Source organism: Microbacterium sp. DT81.1, assembly GCF_049844955.1.
Classification (GTDB): domain Bacteria; phylum Actinomycetota; class Actinomycetes; order Actinomycetales; family Microbacteriaceae; genus Microbacterium.
Genome location: NZ_JBNCMA010000006.1, coordinates 24,947 through 41,504 on the forward strand (window position 1 = coordinate 24,947; position 16,558 = coordinate 41,504).

The window sequence follows — 16,558 nt, forward strand, 5'->3', positions numbered from 1 at the left end:
GTTGATCCTCTTCGTGTCAGGACGTGGTGCCGGCGGTCAGGTTCTGGCCGAGGTGGCTGAGCACGTGCGCGGCGAACTCCTCGGTGCCGAGGGTGCCGCCGATGTCGCGGGTGCGGGTCTCCGGGTTGTCGATGGCCTGTTCCACGGCTGCCTCGATCGCTGCCGCCGCATCGATCAACCGCTGGTCGCCGTCTCGCCGACCACGCCAATCCACGAGCATCGCTGCCGAAAGGATGAGCGATGACGGGTTGGCTACGCCGCGTCCGGCGATGTCCGGCGCGGAGCCGTGCTGGGCCTGAGCGACGGCGATCTCCTCACCAAGGTTGAGCGAGCCGCCGAGGCCGAGGCTGCCGGAGAGTTCGGAGGCCTCGTCGGAGAGAATGTCGCCGAACATGTTCGTGGTCACGATCACGTCGAACTGCTCCGGCCGTTTGACGAGGAGTGCCGCAGTGGCGTCGACGATGAGTTCTTGCAGTTCGACGTCGGGGTATTCCGACGCGACCTTGCGAACCTCACGCAGGAACAGCCCGTCGGACAGTTTGACGACATTGGCTTTGTGGACAGCGGTCACCTTGTTGCGGCGGCCACGGGCAAGCTCGAAGGCGACGCGTGAGACACGCTCGGAGGCTCGAGCGGTGACCTTGCGGATGCTGAACGCACTGTTCTCATCAGGCATGAATTCGCCCGTGCCGGCGAACATGTTCCTATCGGAGTAAAAGCCTTCCGTGTTCTCACGGACGATGATGAGATCCATCGGGGTCCGCAGGATGCTGAGCCCGGCACGGGAGCGGCAGGGACGGACGTTCGCGAACAACTCGAACTGCACCCGCAGTTCCGCGGACGGATTGAACCCGCCCTCTTGCTTTGCGGGGTAGTCATAGTGCGAGACCGGTCCGAGGATCACGCCGTCGACCTCGGGGATGCGTGCGAGGACCGCGGTCGGCAAGGTGGTTCCCTGCTCCGCGAGACTCTTGAGGCCGATGTCGGCGAACTCGAACTCGAGCCCCAGTTGGAAGTCCCGGTCGGCGATCTCAAGCACGCGGAGGGTCGCGTCGGTGATCTCGGGTCCGATGCCGTCACCTGGCAAGACGAGGATCTTCATGATGGTCCTTTCGGAGCGTTCGAGTCGTGTGTGATGAGCAGTTCGGAAATCGTGTTGATCTGAGACCCCGCGACGACGAACGCATCGGCCGCTCGTCGCCATGTGGCGAAGTGGGGTGCTGCGCGGTGCGCGTCGAGCGCGGCGAGGTCGGCGTAGAGCTCGTAGAAGACGAAGCGCGTGGGGGTGTAGACGACCTGATTCACGTCGAAACGCACGCATCCGGGTTCGTCGGAGAAGCTGCGCAGCGCGTTCTCGGCGATGGCGGCGCGGAAGGCGTCGAGATGCTGCTCATGAACGTCGAGGGTAACGGTGAGCGAAATCATGCCGGTGCTTCGGCGGGCGCGGTGGACGCCCACCCCGGCGTCGTGACACCGGCCTCTTCAGCGAGTGAGACGAGATCGGCGATCGTGGCGGGCGGCAAGGACAATCCGCCCGCGGCGAGTGCGGCGGCCTCCGTCCTGTCCTCGATCTCGCCGGGGTGGTAGATGCGGTCGTGGCCCTGTGCGAGCGGGGTGGACTTCGCCTCCTCGACGATCGTGTCCACGCGCAGGTTGTACTCCGCGGTGCCGCCGAGAGTTGCCACGTCGATGGCGATGAAGAGGTGGCCGGCCCCGCTCGTCCCCTGGGGCTCGTAGGGACCCACGACCGAGGTGCCGACCGCGCTGCCGGTGAGCGCCCCGGAGAGGATGTCCATCATGAAGCTGATGGCGTATCCCTTGTGGCCTGCCATCGGCAGGATGGTGCCGGCGATCGCCGCCTCTGCGTCCGTAGTCGCTTCGCCTTCGTCGGTCAGAGCCCAGTAGTCCGGGATCGCCTCGCCGCGCTGCTTGGCCAGGTAAATCTTGCCGCGCGCCACGGCGGTGTTGGCGATGTCGAGCGCGATGACACGGTCGCGCCACGGCGCCGCGATAGACCAGGGGTTGGTGCCGAGCCGCTTTTCGCGACCGCCCCAGGGTGCCATGGCCGGTGAGGCATTCGTGGTCAGGATGGCGACGCATCCATCGGCGGCGGCACGTCGGGTGTAGAACATCGCGGTACCGAAGTGGTTCGAGTTGCGGACGCCGACGGCACCGATCCCGTGACGCTGGGCGCGCTCCACGGCCAGGGCGCGAGCGGCGTCGGTGGCGACCTGCCCGATACCGTCTTCGGCGTCGAGCAGCACGAGTGCTCCGGTGTCCACTAGAACCTTCGGTGCGGCATCCACTGTCATCGCACCGGTGCGGATGCGGGCGATGTACCATGGCAGCCGCATGACCCCATGAGACTGGTGACCCCAGAGGTCAGCCTGCACGAGGCTTGCCGCGGTGAGCTCTGCTGCTTCGTGGGCGGCGCCCGCTCGGCTGAGGATCTCCGTCGCGAACCGCTCGAGCTGGTCTCTCGGAATCGGGCCGGTCACTTGGTACCGCCTTTGCGGCCAGTGGTGACGTCATGGTCGGTGTCGGTCTTGGCCGCGTTCGCCGCTGCCTTCGCTTCCCGGCGCGCTGTGCGCTTGTCGACCGTGCGAAGGGTCGCCGTCGCGAACCCGGGGTCGAAGTCTTCCATTCCCACTTCCTCGGCGGTCCGCCGTTCCCAGCGCTTCAGGAATCGCGGCACGATCGCGACCAGGACGACCAGGATGTAGCAGGCGATGGTGAAGGGCGAGCTGATGAGCGCCAACGCATCTCCGTCGGAGATCGCCAGGGCTCGGCGCAGCTGCTGCTCTGCGACGGGGCCGAGGATGACGCCGATGATGAGCGGCGCGATCGGGAACCCGTATTGACGCATGAAGTAGCCGAGCACACCGACGACCAGCAGAACGTATACATCGAATGTCGAGCCGTTGATGCTGTACGCCCCGAGGAGGGCGAAAGTGATGATCCCCGCGTACAGGTAGGGAGTGGGGATCCGCAGCACCTTCGCCCAGACGCCCACCAAAGGCAGGTTGATGATCAGCAGCATGAAGTTGCCGATCAGCAACGCGGCGACCAGGCCCCAGACGAGTTCCGGCTGCGTCTCCAGGAGGCGCGGCCCGGGCTGGATACCGTACTGCTGGAAAGCGACGAGGATCACGGCGGCCGTCGCCGTCGTCGGCAGACCCAGGGCGAGGAGCGGCATCAGGGCACCGGCGGCATTCGCGTTGTTCGCGGCCTCAGGACCGGCGACGCCTTCGATGGCGCCGTGGCCGAACTCGTCCTTGTGCTTGCTCAGCTTCTTCTCCGCCGCATAGGAGAGGAAGGTGGGGACCTCGGAGCCGCCGACGGGAACGGCACCCAGCGGCCAGCCGATGAGCGTGCCGCGCAGCCACGCCGGCCACGACCGCTTCCAGTCCTCGCGGGTCATCCAGTGACGACCTTTATTGATCGCCATGATCTGCGGCTTGCCCTTGCGCATGCGGGCGGCCAGGTAGATGGCCTCCCCCATGGCGAAAAGCGCCACGATGATGACCACGGTGTTGACACCGTCAAGCAGGCGAGGGATCCCGAAGGTGAAGCGTGCGACACCGCTCTGCGCGTCGAACCCGATCAACCCGATCACCAGGCCCAGGCCGACGCTGACGAATCCCCGGGCAGGCGACGCGCCCAGCAGCGCACCGACGGTCATGAAGGCGACCACGATGAGCGCCAGGTAGTCGGCCGGCCCGAGCAGGATAGCCACGTTTACGACGTAGGGGGCGACGAAGGCGAGAAGGAGCGTCGCGATCGTGCCGGCGATGAATGATCCGATGGCTGCGGTGGCGAGCGCGGCAGCCGCTCGGCCGGCTCTCGCCATCTTGTTGCCTTCGACCGCGGTCATCATCGAGCCAGATTCGCCCGGCGTATTGAGCAGAATCGAGGTCGTGGACCCTCCGTACATGGCGCCGTAGTAGATGCCGGCGAACATGATGAATGCGGCTTCGGGCGCAACGGTGTACGTCAGTGGCAGGAGCAGTGCGATCGTCAGCGCGGGTCCGATGCCGGGTAGCACGCCGACGAAAGTGCCCGCGACAACGCCGATGAATGCGAAGAGCAGGTTCTCGGGTGTCAGCGCGACGGCGAACCCCTCGATGAGGCCTTGGATGCCTTCCATGGTTGAACCCTTAGAACAGGTCCTCGAAGGGACCGAGTGGGAGGTAGATGCCGAGCACTTGGGTGAACAGCAGGAAGATGAGAAGCGGGAGCACAACGGCCACGATGGCCATCACCCACCAGCGCCGGGCGCCGAACGTGATGAGCAGCCCGAAGACCGAGATCGGCGCCGCGATCAGATATCCGACGACGTCCAGCAGAGCGGCGAAAGCGATCACCGAGGCGACGAGGAGCCCGACGCGGCCCCAGTGGAACCGCTGCGTAGGGTCGGCAAGCTCGGAATCTTCGGGGGCGACCGTCCGGCCGCGGAGGATGTCGACGACAGTCCAGGCCGCGGCGCCGGTCAACAGGGCGCCGGCGAAGTACGGCATGAACCGCGGACCGACATTGCTCGAGGCGACGGGGATCGGGATTGCCGCTGTCTCGATGAGGACGAAGATGCCGAGGGCAAGGAGAAGCCCGGTGAATGCGAGCTCCCCCTTGCTCTGAATTGCGAGCTTCATACCAGGCCGAGATCCTCAAGAAGTTGCTGCGTCTGCGTCTCGGATTCCTCGAGTGCCGCCTTGAATCCCTCGCTGTCGAGGAACTCATCCGACCAGCCGTTCGTCTCGAGGATCTCCTTCCAGCTCGCCGATGCGACCATGTCGGCGAAAAGCTTCTCGAGCGTGGCGAGGTCTGCCTCGCTGATGCCCGGAGGCGCGAACACGCCGCGCCAGTTCACCATGGCCGACTCGGGGTATCCGGCGTCCGCGATGGTCGGAGCATCGGGGGCGACAGCAAGAGGCTCAGCCGAAGCTGTCGCCAGGACGCGGAGGTCGCCGTTCTCGATGGAATCCGCGAACTCGCCGTATCCGGAGATTCCGGCTGCAACCTGATTGCCGAGCAGGGCGATCAGCGCCTCGCCGCCCCCGTCGAAGGTGACGAAGTTCACATCCGTCGCTTCGAGGCCGGCGTCCTGAGCCAGCAGGCCGCCCCACATGTGGTCGTAGCCGCCCTGGTTGCCGATCGCGATCGGATTGCTGCCGGGATCCTCAGCCAGGGCATCGAGGAAGTCCTGCAGTGTCTCGTGCGGGCTCGACTCGGGGACCACGATCACGTCGTACTCCCCGATCAATCGGGCGACCGGAGTGAGCTCGCTCAGGGTGTTCGGAGCGTCGTTGGTGATGCTCGCGCCGACGAGTGACAGTCCGCCGATCATCCACTCGGACGGGTCGGTCTTCGTGACGAAGTCGGCGAGTGCGACCGTGCCACCTGCGCCTTCGACATTGGTGACCTGGACACGTGAGACAAGCTCTTCAGAGGTGAGTGTCTGCTCGATCGCCCGCGCTGTCTGGTCATACCCGCTGCCCGGCCCGGACGGCGCGTCGATGCTGGCTCCGCGACGGAGGATGTCCGAGGCAGCGTCGCCTGTAGAGCCACCACCGCCGGCACTTCCGGAGCATCCCGTGATCGCCAAGCCCACAACGAGCACCGAAGCCGCTGCAGCGACGAAGCCGCGTCGTCTGCGAATGTTCATTTTCATCGATCTCCACTCTTGGGGCACGGGGCGTGCCGCTACTTTGCGGCTGCTGCGCGATACCGTGACAATGGCAAGCTAGCACTCATGTGCACTTGTATACAAGTATGCTGGAATGAGGAGGACGGATGACGGACAGCAACATGCGGGGGTCGGGCAGCCAGTTCGCGTACACGGAAGTACGGCGACGAATCCTGGACATGGATTTGAAGCCCGGCACAAGGCTGTTCGAGGAGTCGCTCGCCGCCTCGCTCGGCGTCAGTCGGACTCCACTCCGAGAAGCGCTCCGACAGCTCGTCTCCGAGAGGCTGCTGGAGAGGCAACCCACCGGCGGTCTTGCGGTGCCGGTATTGGATTCCCGCGAGATTTGGGAGCTGTACGACTGCCGTGCAGCGCTCGAGGGACTCATGACCGGCGAAGCAGCATTGATCGCAACGGAGGATGACATCACTGAGCTCGACGGGATCGTCGCCCGCAACGCCGCATTGGTCGATTTCCCTGACGAAGCCATGCGCTTCGGCAAGGCGCTCCACACTGCTATCGCCGAGATCGCTGCGAACGCTTGGGCTCTTCGCCTGCACGATCAGGTGACGAGTCAGATGGAGCGGTACCGTCGATACACGAACAACAGTCCGGCCCGCCGGCATGTGGCTCTGGAGCAGCACCGGAGACTCGTGGAGTCGATCCGAGCCCGCGATTCCGCGGAAGCATCGCAACGGGCGTTCGACCACGTGATCGGTGCGCGGGATGAGGCGCTTCGGGCTATCGGGAGTGTCGACCTCCACAAATGAGTAGACCGTTCGGACGAGGATCAGTCACGGCGCTCCTGGCGCATTCCGCACTGATCCAGACGATTGTCTTCCTCGTCCGACCGTCCATGACCTACCAAGCAATCGCGCTGGACGTACCGATATTCGCGCTCGGCGCCTTGGCTGCGACGTTCGCCCTGGTCCCCCTCGCCCTCGCGGTGCCCGCCGGCGGCTGGGTCGACCGATTCGGTGAGCGCCTGCTCATGCTGGTCGGATCAGCCACCGTCATCCTCGCGACTGTGGTCCTCCTACTGGCGGGAACCACACTCGCGGGTCTCATCGCCGGTACCGCACTCCTCGGCGCAGGGCACCTCGGCTGCATCGTCGGCCAACAGACCGTGGTGGCCAACACCTCGCATGGCAGCCGCCTCGACACGATGTTCGGCTACTACACATTCAGCGCCTCGCTCGGCCAAGCGATCGGACCACTCCTCATCCCGCTGGCGGGCGGTGCCGTCGTCAACCCGAACACCACCATCCTGTTCGCCGTGGGAGCTGCATTGAGCCTCGTGCTGCTCATCACGACCTTCGGCATCGCTCGTGTTCCACGGCAACCCGCACCTGCGTCAGCCGCGCCAAAGGACTCAGCGCTCGCCATCCTCAAAGTGCCGGGTGTCGCGCGGGCGATCACGACCAGCGCCGTGATCGTCGCGGCGGTCGATCTGACGCTCGTCTACATCCCTGCTCTCGGCGCGGAGCGAGGGCTCACCGCGGCAACCGTGGGAATCGTGCTGGCGATCCGGGCAGTGTTCTCGATGATCTCGCGCCTGTTTCTCGGGCGCGTTTCGGCGAGGATCGGCCGCGGTCGCCTCATCAGCGTGAGCATCGCGCTCTCCGCGATCACACTGGTCGCACTAGCAATCCCGCTCCCGCCGTGGGCACTCTTCATCGTCGTGGCGCTGCTCGGCCTCGGTCTCGGCGTCGGCCAGCCACTGACCATGTCGTGGCTCATCGAGCAGACGCCGCGAGGTCGGCGGGGCAGGGCACTGTCGTTACGCTTGGCCGGCAATCGACTCGGCCAGGTTGCAATCCCTGCGGCCGTCGGTGCTGTCGCAGTGGGGCTCGGCGCAGGCGCGGTTCTCGTCACTATCGGCGTGCTGCTAGGAACGACTCTGCTCCTTTTACGAGGGGTCAAGTTGGACGGCGACGATCAGTGAACTGCCCGGACCGACGCGCCCCGCGGCCGGCGGATCGTCCCAAGGAGCAAGTCGGGTGAGTCGGCCTGAGGCGGTGCAAACAGCGAATCTTGCCCCTTCCAGAGCCCCAACGTCGGCAGACCCGAACGGCTGGGGTGACCTGGGGGTCACTTGGCCTGACGAAGCAGGCCTGGTCGCAGGGGTATTTCGAGCGCGGGTCACCACCTGAAAATGCCTGCGTGGGGTGATGCACCTCGGGGGTCACTTGGGGGACACTTGGCCCGCAGGTAGCAGCGTTTCGATCTGCATCGCCGGGTCCGCATTACGGAGGAAATTTCATCTCATCTGGGATTTATTCGGCGGAGACGGAGGGATTTGAACCCGGTCGCTGTGATGTTGTCCACCGCGCTTCGTGTTCAATCGAGTTGATTCGACGCGGTTGGGGGTCGCGGCGGATGACGTTCAGCGATGTTGAGAGTCATTCATCCGGACGCGATCGAGACGCAAGCCGACACCCTCCCGCGAAGGCACGACGGCGCCCCAGATCGAAGAACTCCGCTGAACCAGTATGCGCGCGTTCGTTTCGGATACGTCGAGCTGAGGCATCGAGTGACCCTTCAGCTCTGCCAGTTGCACGGTGGGGCACCACCGCATCCGGCGGGGCGAAACGTCAGCCTCACGGACGTGCTGAGGACGCAAGGGCACGGTGTGCCCCTGCGTCCTCAGTTCGTGAACGCGCTAGGTCTGCGCTGTCACTGGCGGCGGGCAGATGCGTACAAATCCCACGCGGCTAGGGCTCGCGCGTAGTAGGCCGCTCGGTACGTGGTGGGGTCGTAGCCGTTCCACGCCTCGGGGGTGTTGAAGGCGAAGGCGCCCCCGGCAGCCGCCTCGGGGCTGTAGATCTGATGCACCACACCCTTCGCGAGCTCGTTGCCATCAGCGACCAGGTCCGGTCGTCCGAGCCGTTTGCCTTCCCGGATGAGCGTTCCAGCGAACTCGAAGTTCGTGCCAGTCCACACCTCCGCGGCCTGGAAACCGAGCTCCCTGGGCCGGTTGGGCAGTACCGGGTAGGGCGTGCCCCCGTTCGGCACGAGGTTCGGCGCTCCCAGCATGTGCCCTGTCGGGTCCTTCAGCTGCGTGAGCTGGTCGAAGGTGTTCGTCAGGTGAGCGGCCACGCGCTCGCGGGGATTGATGTCGGCAAGCCCGAGCTGCTCGGCCACATGCTGAGGCCACAACACGTCGACGAAGACGTCAGTGGACCTCTCGCCTGCATCGGTGAACTTGTAGTAGCTCCCCGTCCAGAAGGCCGACTCGTAGGCAGCCCGCGAAGCGTCTGCTGTCTGCTTCAGGGCATCCACGTTCACCGTCAACGCTTCGGGAATCCCGAGCCGTCGGGCGTCCTCAGTAGCGGCTGCCATGATCTCTGCCCCCAGGATGTACAGGCCGGAGTTGTAAACCCCGTGCACCCCACCGGACTGCCCCATGATGTCGTAGGTGCTGGCAAAGACTGCCGCCTCCGTGGGAAGCGTGTCTCCCTGCGGTATCCGAGGGAGAACGTCCTGCTTCCAGAGGCGCAGCATGGCCGGGTACGCGTCGCGCAACAGCGCGTCGTCACCGGAGCTGTTGTACGCGCCGTAGGCGCGGATGAGGTACTTGATCGGACGGTCGAAGAACGTCGCCTCCGGCGATGCCGGGCCGGTGGAGGTCTCCCACAGCAGCCACGGCGCGACCAGTTGCCACCAGATGTAGCCGTCCACTGGGGGGTTGTAACCCGGGCTGCCGGGCACTCGCCCATTCGGATCTTGAGCGATCATCTCGGAGGTCGCCCGTACCCAATCAGCTTCGATGGAGGGGAACAGTTCACGCAGGGCGATCGCCATCTGTCCCTGAACGTCCGTCTCCCCTGCGTCGGCCCAGCCGCCCCCCGTGAGGGTGTGGAACAGGTGGGTTCCGGGAACCGCCGAGCCCGCTCGGGGCACATCGGTCTTGTAGGGAGAGGAGATAAGGCCCGATTCCCAGAACGAGCCGTTGAAAGAGAGCTGGCCGAGTTCGTTCAGGGCCGCCATCCGGATGGCGGGAGACACCGAGACATCGGACGCCACCGGAGCCCACCAGCGCGCCACTTGTACCGCTGCCTTGTTGGCGCGTGCGAGGTTTCGCGAAGCGATGGCGAAACCCTGGTTGCCGGGGTAGCTGCCTGCGATGTAGTTGTTCTGCGCGTCTTCGCGGGCTCCGTAGAAGGAGGTGTAGCGACGCATCCAGGACGTTTCACCCTCGGTACCGAAGGTGATCTGCGGGAAGTCCCAGGCCAGGACGAAGCGGACGATCTTCTTCTGATGGGCTCGCAGGTTCATGTCGACCGCGAGCGCGCCGGCGGAGTTGCTGCCGTCGAGGGCGGCGTTGGGGAGGCGACCGGTCTTAGTGAAGGGGGAGTAGATGTCAGACCCGTCACCGTCGGCGTTCCAGGATGTCGCGTATGTAACTCGCTGCCCGGGTTTGTCTTGCACAGCGGTGGTCCATTCGCTGTTCTGCGAGTCTGCGGTGTTGGTGGGGCTGTCGGCTCCCAGCGTGATACCGGTGATCTTGTTTCGTTTGTCCACCGACTTGTGACTGGTGTATCCCGTGCGCACGCTTGGCACGACGCTGGGGGTGTTCTGCACGGTGCTTCCCACGTGTGCTGGAGCGTTGGGGAAGGTGAACATGGTCGAGACCTTCGTCGGCTTGTCTGTCTTGTTCGTAAGTTCCACATCGAAGTAGGCCACGGGCTGCGAGGAGGACTCGTCGTTGCCCGCCACGATGGGTGTCCAGAATGTCGTGGACACGGACGTTGAGGGCACGGGGTCGGCGTAGTCGATACGACCGAATGGGTAAAGCGCGCTGTAAGTCCCGCTTCCCGCTTCCAAGGTCGACCAGGCAGGGAGAACGGATCCGAACTCGGAGGTGTTGACGGCGAGCGTCTTGGTCGTCGCTGACTGGCCCGGCTGCTGTTCGCGGACATGGATGGCGGCTTGCGAGAGGATGCGCTTCTCGTAGTTCGTGTTCAACGAGCCGCCCATGTTCCACGGGCCGAAGGTGCCGGCCTGGTTGATCATGAACGAGCCCGCTCCGAGCCCGCCGAGCGGAATGCCGAGGCCGGGCTGAGCCATGGGGTTGCCCAGCTGGTACGGCGAGGTGTTGGGTGCGGAGGTGTCGCCTGCGCAGAACTGCCAATCGTATGAGCTGCATGGAGTGCTTCCGATGACCCCGAGAGGCCGCTGGTATGCGGCTTCGAGCAAGGCAGCAAGGCGTGCCGGTGGTGCGGCGGAGGCCGCCGGCGGAGCAGCGAACGCCGGCAGGACCGCCGTAGCGGCGATGGTGATTGCGACAGCAGCGGCGGTGAAGCGCCTACGTCGCCTGTGGCTCTGGAACGGGATTGGCTTATTCATCGGTTGACGGCTCACTTTCGGTCGGCACTGACGCTGTTTCCCTTCAAGGTCAGCCGAAGCGCCTCGACGCCGGGGAAATCGTGCGCCTACGCGTCCGGTCCGAACACCCGCATCGCTGCAGTGCGTTACGCAGACCTAAAAGTAACCGATCGCTTCGGTTTAGCTAAATATAACCACTTGCTCATGATTTGGCAACGGAGAAATCGGGATTAGAGCGTCTGGGCGAAGGGGTCGAAGTCCTCGGGCAGGCTTGGCACGGCCGGGACGGAGCTGTCGATGGTCACGAATCGGTCGGTCTCGGCGGACTCTTCCGCCGAGAGCATGATGTCCAGGACGTGCCGCGATAGCTGGCCGGAGGCGATATGAGGACGGTCGTCCACGATGGCGCGGACCATCTCGAGTAACCCGAGGCCCCGGCCGACGACCACTCCTTTTTGCGGGATGTCGATCCACGGCTGCTCGATGTCTTCGCCGTCGCGGGTCTCGGTGAGGGGCTTCACGTAGGCGGTGCGGCCGGCGAACCTGTTCGGGTCGGGGATGACGATGGAGCCGTCGGTGCCGTGAATCTCCACGACACCGTGCCGCTCCAGCGCCGAGTCGAAGCTCACCAGGCTGTGGGCTTGCTGCCCTCCCTCGAACACCGTGAGCACCTGCAGGGTGGTGGGCACCTCCACGGGGAACCGGGTGCCGGCGCTCGGTCCGGTCCGTATCTCGCGCTCTGTCTGCGCCTTCATGCCTGTGGCCGCGACGCGGTCGACTGGACCGAGCAGACTGACCAGTGCGGTGAAGTAGTAGGGGCCCATGTCCAGGAGCGGACCGGCACCGCGGGCGAAGAGGAACTGCGGGTTGGGGTGCCACAGGTCAGGACCCTGGGTTTGGAACGAGGTGTGCGCGAACAGCGGGGCGCCGATCACGCCGCTCTCGATCGCGCGCTTCGCGGTCTGAAACCCCGGGCCGAGGACCGTGTCGGGAGCGGAACCGACCCGGAGGCCGGCGGCATCCGCCTTCCTCAGCAACGCGTCGACCCCGTCTCGTTCCAGGCCGATCGGTTTCTCCGTCCATACGTGTTTGCCCGCTGCGATCGCCGCGGTCGACACCTCTACGTGCGCGGCGGGAATGGTCAGGTTCACGACGACCTGCACATCCGGGTCCGCAAGCACATCCTTGGCGGTCCCCCACCTTGGAACGGCGTGCATCTCGGCTTTGGCGCGAGCCCGCTCGGGGTTCAGGTCGCCGATGACGACGACATCGACGTCCGGGAAGGAGCCGAGGTTCTCCAAGTACGTATCGCTGATGACACCGCTGCCGATCACTCCGACCCCGACCGCGCTCATCGGACGAACCCGCCTTCGCGGAGGAACGCGAGGCTCGCGGCCACATCGTCGAAGACGTTGCCGGGTGGGTTGTCGTACTCGACGACCGCGTAGCGGATGGCGCCGGCGCCCGCGCGGAGTGAATCGCCGAGGGGGACTTTCCCTTCGCCCGCGTGCCTTTGATCGAGCGAGCTCGAGGCGAAGGCGGGCGCGTCCGGCGCGAATGGGTTGCTCGGCGGCACCACGCCGTCCTTCACATGCACGGCGACGAGCCGTGACCCGAGCCGTGATACGAGCTTCGGGACGTCCTGGCCCCCCGCGAGAGCCCAGAACAGGTCGAGTTCGATCTCGACGGTTTGATCCGTTGACGCGACGAATCGCTCGAACGCGGTGTCCCCGTCGAAGGTGGCGATGAACTCCTGTGCGTGATTGTGGTATCCGACGCGAAGGCCGTATCCGTCTGCGACCTCGGCGGCGCGGTTGAGACGCTCTGCGATGTCGGCGACGCCGTCTTCGGTCAGCCAGCGGTCCACGGCGACGAAGGGGTCGATGACAGTTTTGATTCCGATGGTGGCTGCGGCCTCGAATACCGCCTCGGGCGCGGGAGTCGGGATGGAGCCGTCGGGGGTCCACAGCTCGTCCGAGAGGAGCGGCGCGTGACCGGTGGGCGATTCGAGCCCGGCTGCATCCAGGGCAGCACGGACCTCCTTCGGGCGGCGTACGAAGTCGAACGCTTCGACGTTCTGCAGCCCGAGTGCCGCCAGCTTGTCGAGTGAGCCGTGGGGATCGGCGGAGAATTCAGCGGCCAGCGAGTAGAGCTGGATCGAGGCGAGCGGCAGAGCCATGGGTTCTTCCTTCATTGGTCGCGGTCAGGCGGCGGTGCGGGTTCCGTCGGTGATCCGTTCCGGGTGGGGTTGGTGGCGACATCGGTTCCCGGGGCACGTGTGGGCGGAGCCAGCATCGCTTCTGCGATGATCCGTCTGGGGTCGTACTGACGCGGGTCCAGGGCCTTCCATTCGATGTCGTCGAATTCCGGACCGATCTCGTCGCGAGCACGCTGCTTGGCGGCATCCGTGAAGTCGCGAAGCTGACGGATAGCGCGACCCAGCCACGCCGCGGCAGCGGTCATCCGGGAGGGCCCGAGCAGGAACGCGGCCAGGATGGCGAGCAGGAACAGCTTCGTAGCGTCTATTCCGAACATCAAGTCACCATTCGGGTGAGCGGCAAGGCAGTGGTGTCGGATGCCGCGATCGCTTTTGCCCGTCGCTTGTCGTTTGCCCAGGCGAAGCCTGCGGCGGCGAAGTAGAGCAGGACCATCGGCACAGCCAGCAGGAACATCGACAGCACGTCCGCCGCCGGGGTGGCGAACGCGGTGAAAACCGTGATCGCGAGGATGACGTAGCGCCAGGAGCCGATGATGGCGGAGGCGCTCATCACGCCCACGACGTTGAGCAGCACCAGCAGGAGGGGCAGCACGAAGGCGATACCGACGATGAGCATGAGGCGGAGGATGAAATCGACGTAGCTTCGCGCGTTCAGGATCGAACTGGAGCCGCTGGGCGCGAAGCCGACGAGGAGGGAGATCATGTGCGGCAGCACCAGCCAGCCTGCTACGCATCCTGCGGCGAAGAGCGGCACGGCTGCGCCGACGAAACCGAGCGCGTATCCCTTCTCCCGACGCGTCAACGCCGGGACGATGAAGGCCCACAGCTGGTAGAGCCACACCGGTGACGACAAGACGACACCGACGGTGAAGGCCAACTGCAGCCGGAGGTCGAACGCAGCGGTGATCTCACCGAAGTTCAGTAACGCCATCCGTCCCTGCTCGTCTTCGATGGCGGTGATGAACGTCTGCACCGCCTCAAGCAACCACCCGGAGAGAGCAAATCCGACTACTGTTCCGACCACCAGTGCCAGCGCGGCGCGGGTGACCCGCTTCGCCAGTTCGTTGAGGTGGCCGCCGAGGCTCATGGCGCCGTGTGGGTCTCGACCGGCTCGCGCCTGTCGCGACATGCGGGCTTACACCCCGGTGGGCGAAGCGTGCGGCGCGACTGGAGTGCTCGCGCCGTCCACGCGCCCTGCTGTGGATGCGCCGGCTTCGGTTGCGGTCGGTGTGCTGTCGCTCTCCTCATTCAGGTGCTTGGTCTCGGAGCGGAAGATGCGGACGGACTGGCCGACGCTGCGCGAGAGGGCGGGCAGTCGGGTGGCGCCGAAGAGCAGCAGGACGACGGCGAGGATGATGAGCAGGTGCCAGCCAGACATATTGGCGAACATGGATAACCCCTTTGTTATGGGTGGTGGAGGCGCGGGGGTCAGCGACCGGCGAGGGAGCCGCCGATGCCGCCGACGCTGAAGTAGCGGTTGAGGACGGCGAAGACGAGTACGGGTGGGAGGAGCATGATCACGGCGACTGCCATGACGGATCCCCAATCCGTGATGTTCTGCTGGAAGAAGGACTGCAGACCGACGGGCATGGTGTAGCTTGTTTCGGTCCGCAGGAATACCACGGCGACCAGGTAGTCGTTCCAGGACAGCAGGAACGTGAAGATCGCCGTGGAGAGGATTCCGGGCAGGCTGTTGCGCAACACGATTCGCATGAAGCTTCCGAAGACGGATGCGCCGTCGATCCACGCGGCTTCCTCGAGCGTGACCGGAATGCTGTCCATGTAGGCGGCCATCATCCAGGTGGCAACGGACATGCTGGCGCCGACGTACACGATGATCAGGCCGGTCAGCGTGTCGACCAGTCCGAAGTTCGCGAACAGGATGAACAGGGGAATGACAGCGGTGATCACCGGCAGCGACTGGATGACGAACAGCAGGAGCGCGTAGCCGGAGACCATCCGGCTGCGGCCACGTGAGAGTACGTATCCCGCGGGCGCAGCGACGATCACAGACACCACGACTGTCGCGAGGGCGACCAGCAGGCTGTTCAGCAGCCACGTCGGGGTGAGGGTGCTCGTCAGCACGTAGACGATGTTGTCCAGCGTCAGCCCGGACTTTCCGCTGGCCGCGCTCGGCGTCAGCGCGAGCAGCACCACGGAGGCCACCGGGACCAACACGACGACGGTCAGTACGGTAATGAGGGAGAACCGTCCCCACTGCCCGCGCTTCTCCTGCTCGGTCACCGGTGGCTTGGATTGCTTGCGCCCGGGACGGGTCGTGATCGCGCGGGTCTCCGACTGAGGTTCGTCACCCTCGGCGTGGGTGTGCAGGACAGTGCTCATTCGATGCTCGACTTTCGGATCTGGCGGTACAGCACGACGGAGACCACGACAAGAGCCAGGGTCATGAGGAAGGCGATTGCCACGCCGGGCCCGAGTTGGAAGTTCTGGAATACGGTCCGGTAGGCCAGAACGGTCAGCGTCGTGGTGGCGTCGACCGGACCGCCCCCGGTGAGGAGATAGATGGTCGGGAAGTCGTTCACGCAGAAGATCGTCATGAGGATCCAGCTGATGTAGGTGGATCGGGCGATCAGCGGAAGGGTGATCATCCGGAACTGCTGCCACTTGCTCGCGCCGTCCATCTGGGACGCCTCATAGACGGTGGGATCGACCGCCGCCAGCGCGGCCCCGGTCATCATCATCATGAAGGGGAAGCTGATCCATACCTTGAAGACGCAGACCATGATCGCCGCGAGTGTCGGGTCGGCCAGGAACAGCACGTTCTCGATGCCGAACAGTCGCAACAAGCTCGGGATGGGACTCTGTGGCGTTGCGACCAACCAGTTCCAGGCCGTTGCCGACACCACAACGGGAACCACCCAGGGCAGCAACAACAGCACCTTGAACGCACCGTTGCCGGGGATTCGGGTGCGCAGCAGCAGCGCGAACACGAGACCCAGCGCCCACGACCCGAAGACACCGACAATCGTAAAGATGAGCGTGAAGCGGGTTGCCTTCCAGAACGCCTCCGATGTGAGGACGGTGACGTAGTTCTCGAGGCCGACGTACGCGCCCTCGGAGATCAGCGACCCATCGTGAACCGACTGGGACGCGGCGATGACCAGCGGATACGCGTTGATCAGTACGAGAAGGACGACGGACGGGATGATCAGGACGGAATAGGTCCGTCTGGTCTGCGTGGCGACGGGGTTGCGACCGCGGCGCGGGCGACCCGAACCGCCGACGCCGACGCCGGATCTCGCCCTTTGCAAGCTTGTGGCGGCATTCTGTGAGGTGGTCATGCTGTTGCTCCCTGAGTGGCGTCGCTA

16 protein-coding genes are annotated in these 16,558 nt (G+C 65.2%); 2 read left to right on the forward strand and 14 right to left on the reverse strand.

Annotated features, from left to right (window positions below):
• Window positions 1–16: 16 nt before the first annotated feature.
• The 6 genes from ACLQ2Q_RS16020 to ACLQ2Q_RS16045 are packed head-to-tail and all read right to left on the reverse strand — an operon-like array spanning window position 17 to window position 5,668.
• Window positions 17–1,102: an isocitrate/isopropylmalate dehydrogenase family protein gene (locus ACLQ2Q_RS16020; RefSeq protein WP_425821657.1), complete on the reverse strand. Its 1,086-nt coding sequence runs from the start codon at window positions 1,100–1,102 to the stop codon at window positions 17–19.
• The gene (locus ACLQ2Q_RS16025) at window positions 1,099–1,425 is read right to left on the reverse strand and encodes a putative quinol monooxygenase (RefSeq protein ID WP_425821659.1); all 327 of its coding nucleotides are present in this window, start codon (window positions 1,423–1,425) and stop codon (window positions 1,099–1,101) included. The genes ACLQ2Q_RS16020 and ACLQ2Q_RS16025 overlap by 4 nt, the downstream gene beginning before the upstream one ends.
• On the reverse strand, window positions 1,422–2,498 hold the full coding sequence (locus ACLQ2Q_RS16030) for an Ldh family oxidoreductase (RefSeq protein WP_425821661.1): 1,077 nt from the start codon (window positions 2,496–2,498) through the stop codon (window positions 1,422–1,424). The genes ACLQ2Q_RS16025 and ACLQ2Q_RS16030 overlap by 4 nt, the downstream gene beginning before the upstream one ends.
• Window positions 2,495–4,147 (reverse strand): tripartite tricarboxylate transporter permease, encoded by a 1,653-nt coding sequence (locus ACLQ2Q_RS16035; protein WP_425821663.1) that lies wholly within the window; start codon window positions 4,145–4,147, stop codon window positions 2,495–2,497. The genes ACLQ2Q_RS16030 and ACLQ2Q_RS16035 overlap by 4 nt, the downstream gene beginning before the upstream one ends.
• Before the next feature lie 10 nt (window positions 4,148–4,157).
• Window positions 4,158–4,649 carry a tripartite tricarboxylate transporter TctB family protein gene (locus ACLQ2Q_RS16040; RefSeq protein ID WP_425821665.1) on the reverse strand — a complete coding sequence of 164 codons (492 nt, stop codon included), beginning with the start codon at window positions 4,647–4,649 and terminating at the stop codon, window positions 4,158–4,160.
• Entirely contained in the window at window positions 4,646–5,668 is a 1,023-nt protein-coding gene (locus ACLQ2Q_RS16045; RefSeq protein WP_425821667.1) for a Bug family tripartite tricarboxylate transporter substrate binding protein, read from the reverse strand. Before ACLQ2Q_RS16045 ends, ACLQ2Q_RS16040 begins: the two co-directional genes overlap by 4 nt.
• A 122-nt stretch (window positions 5,669–5,790) precedes the next feature.
• On the opposite strand from ACLQ2Q_RS16045, the gene ACLQ2Q_RS16050 reads away from it, so the two are divergent.
• A complete protein-coding gene (locus ACLQ2Q_RS16050; protein ID WP_425821669.1) occupies window positions 5,791–6,453 on the forward strand; it encodes a GntR family transcriptional regulator in 663 nt (220 codons plus the stop codon).
• Window positions 6,450–7,628 carry an MFS transporter gene (locus tag ACLQ2Q_RS16055; RefSeq protein WP_425821671.1) on the forward strand — a complete coding sequence of 393 codons (1,179 nt, stop codon included), beginning with the start codon at window positions 6,450–6,452 and terminating at the stop codon, window positions 7,626–7,628. Before ACLQ2Q_RS16050 ends, ACLQ2Q_RS16055 begins: the two co-directional genes overlap by 4 nt.
• Window positions 7,629–8,359: 731 nt before the next feature.
• Here ACLQ2Q_RS16055 and ACLQ2Q_RS16060 read toward each other — a convergent pair.
• The 8 genes from ACLQ2Q_RS16060 to ACLQ2Q_RS16095 all read right to left on the reverse strand — a co-directional run bounded on the left by ACLQ2Q_RS16060 (window position 8,360) and on the right by ACLQ2Q_RS16095 (window position 16,531).
• Complete coding sequence (locus ACLQ2Q_RS16060; RefSeq protein WP_425821673.1) at window positions 8,360–10,753, reverse strand: GH116 family glycosyl-hydrolase; 2,394 nt, start codon at window positions 10,751–10,753, stop codon at window positions 8,360–8,362.
• A gap of 488 nt (window positions 10,754–11,241) precedes the next feature.
• Window positions 11,242–12,366 (reverse strand): Gfo/Idh/MocA family protein, encoded by a 1,125-nt coding sequence (locus ACLQ2Q_RS16065; RefSeq protein WP_425821675.1) that lies wholly within the window; start codon window positions 12,364–12,366, stop codon window positions 11,242–11,244.
• The gene (locus tag ACLQ2Q_RS16070) at window positions 12,363–13,190 is read right to left on the reverse strand and encodes a sugar phosphate isomerase/epimerase family protein (RefSeq protein WP_425821677.1); all 828 of its coding nucleotides are present in this window, start codon (window positions 13,188–13,190) and stop codon (window positions 12,363–12,365) included. Before ACLQ2Q_RS16070 ends, ACLQ2Q_RS16065 begins: the two co-directional genes overlap by 4 nt.
• Before the next feature lie 11 nt (window positions 13,191–13,201).
• Complete coding sequence (locus ACLQ2Q_RS16075; protein WP_425821679.1) at window positions 13,202–13,546, reverse strand: Sec-independent protein translocase TatB; 345 nt, start codon at window positions 13,544–13,546, stop codon at window positions 13,202–13,204.
• Complete coding sequence (gene tatC, locus ACLQ2Q_RS16080) at window positions 13,546–14,316, reverse strand: twin-arginine translocase subunit TatC (RefSeq protein ID WP_425821681.1); 771 nt, start codon at window positions 14,314–14,316, stop codon at window positions 13,546–13,548. The genes ACLQ2Q_RS16075 and tatC overlap by 1 nt, the downstream gene beginning before the upstream one ends.
• 48 nt (window positions 14,317–14,364) lie before the next feature.
• The gene (gene tatA, locus ACLQ2Q_RS16085) at window positions 14,365–14,619 is read right to left on the reverse strand and encodes a twin-arginine translocase TatA/TatE family subunit (RefSeq protein WP_425821683.1); all 255 of its coding nucleotides are present in this window, start codon (window positions 14,617–14,619) and stop codon (window positions 14,365–14,367) included.
• 38 nt (window positions 14,620–14,657) lie between these two features.
• The gene (locus ACLQ2Q_RS16090; RefSeq protein WP_425821685.1) at window positions 14,658–15,572 is read right to left on the reverse strand and encodes a carbohydrate ABC transporter permease; all 915 of its coding nucleotides are present in this window, start codon (window positions 15,570–15,572) and stop codon (window positions 14,658–14,660) included.
• Complete coding sequence (locus ACLQ2Q_RS16095) at window positions 15,569–16,531, reverse strand: carbohydrate ABC transporter permease (RefSeq protein ID WP_425821687.1); 963 nt, start codon at window positions 16,529–16,531, stop codon at window positions 15,569–15,571. Before ACLQ2Q_RS16095 ends, ACLQ2Q_RS16090 begins: the two co-directional genes overlap by 4 nt.
• Window positions 16,532–16,558 lie beyond the last annotated feature (27 nt).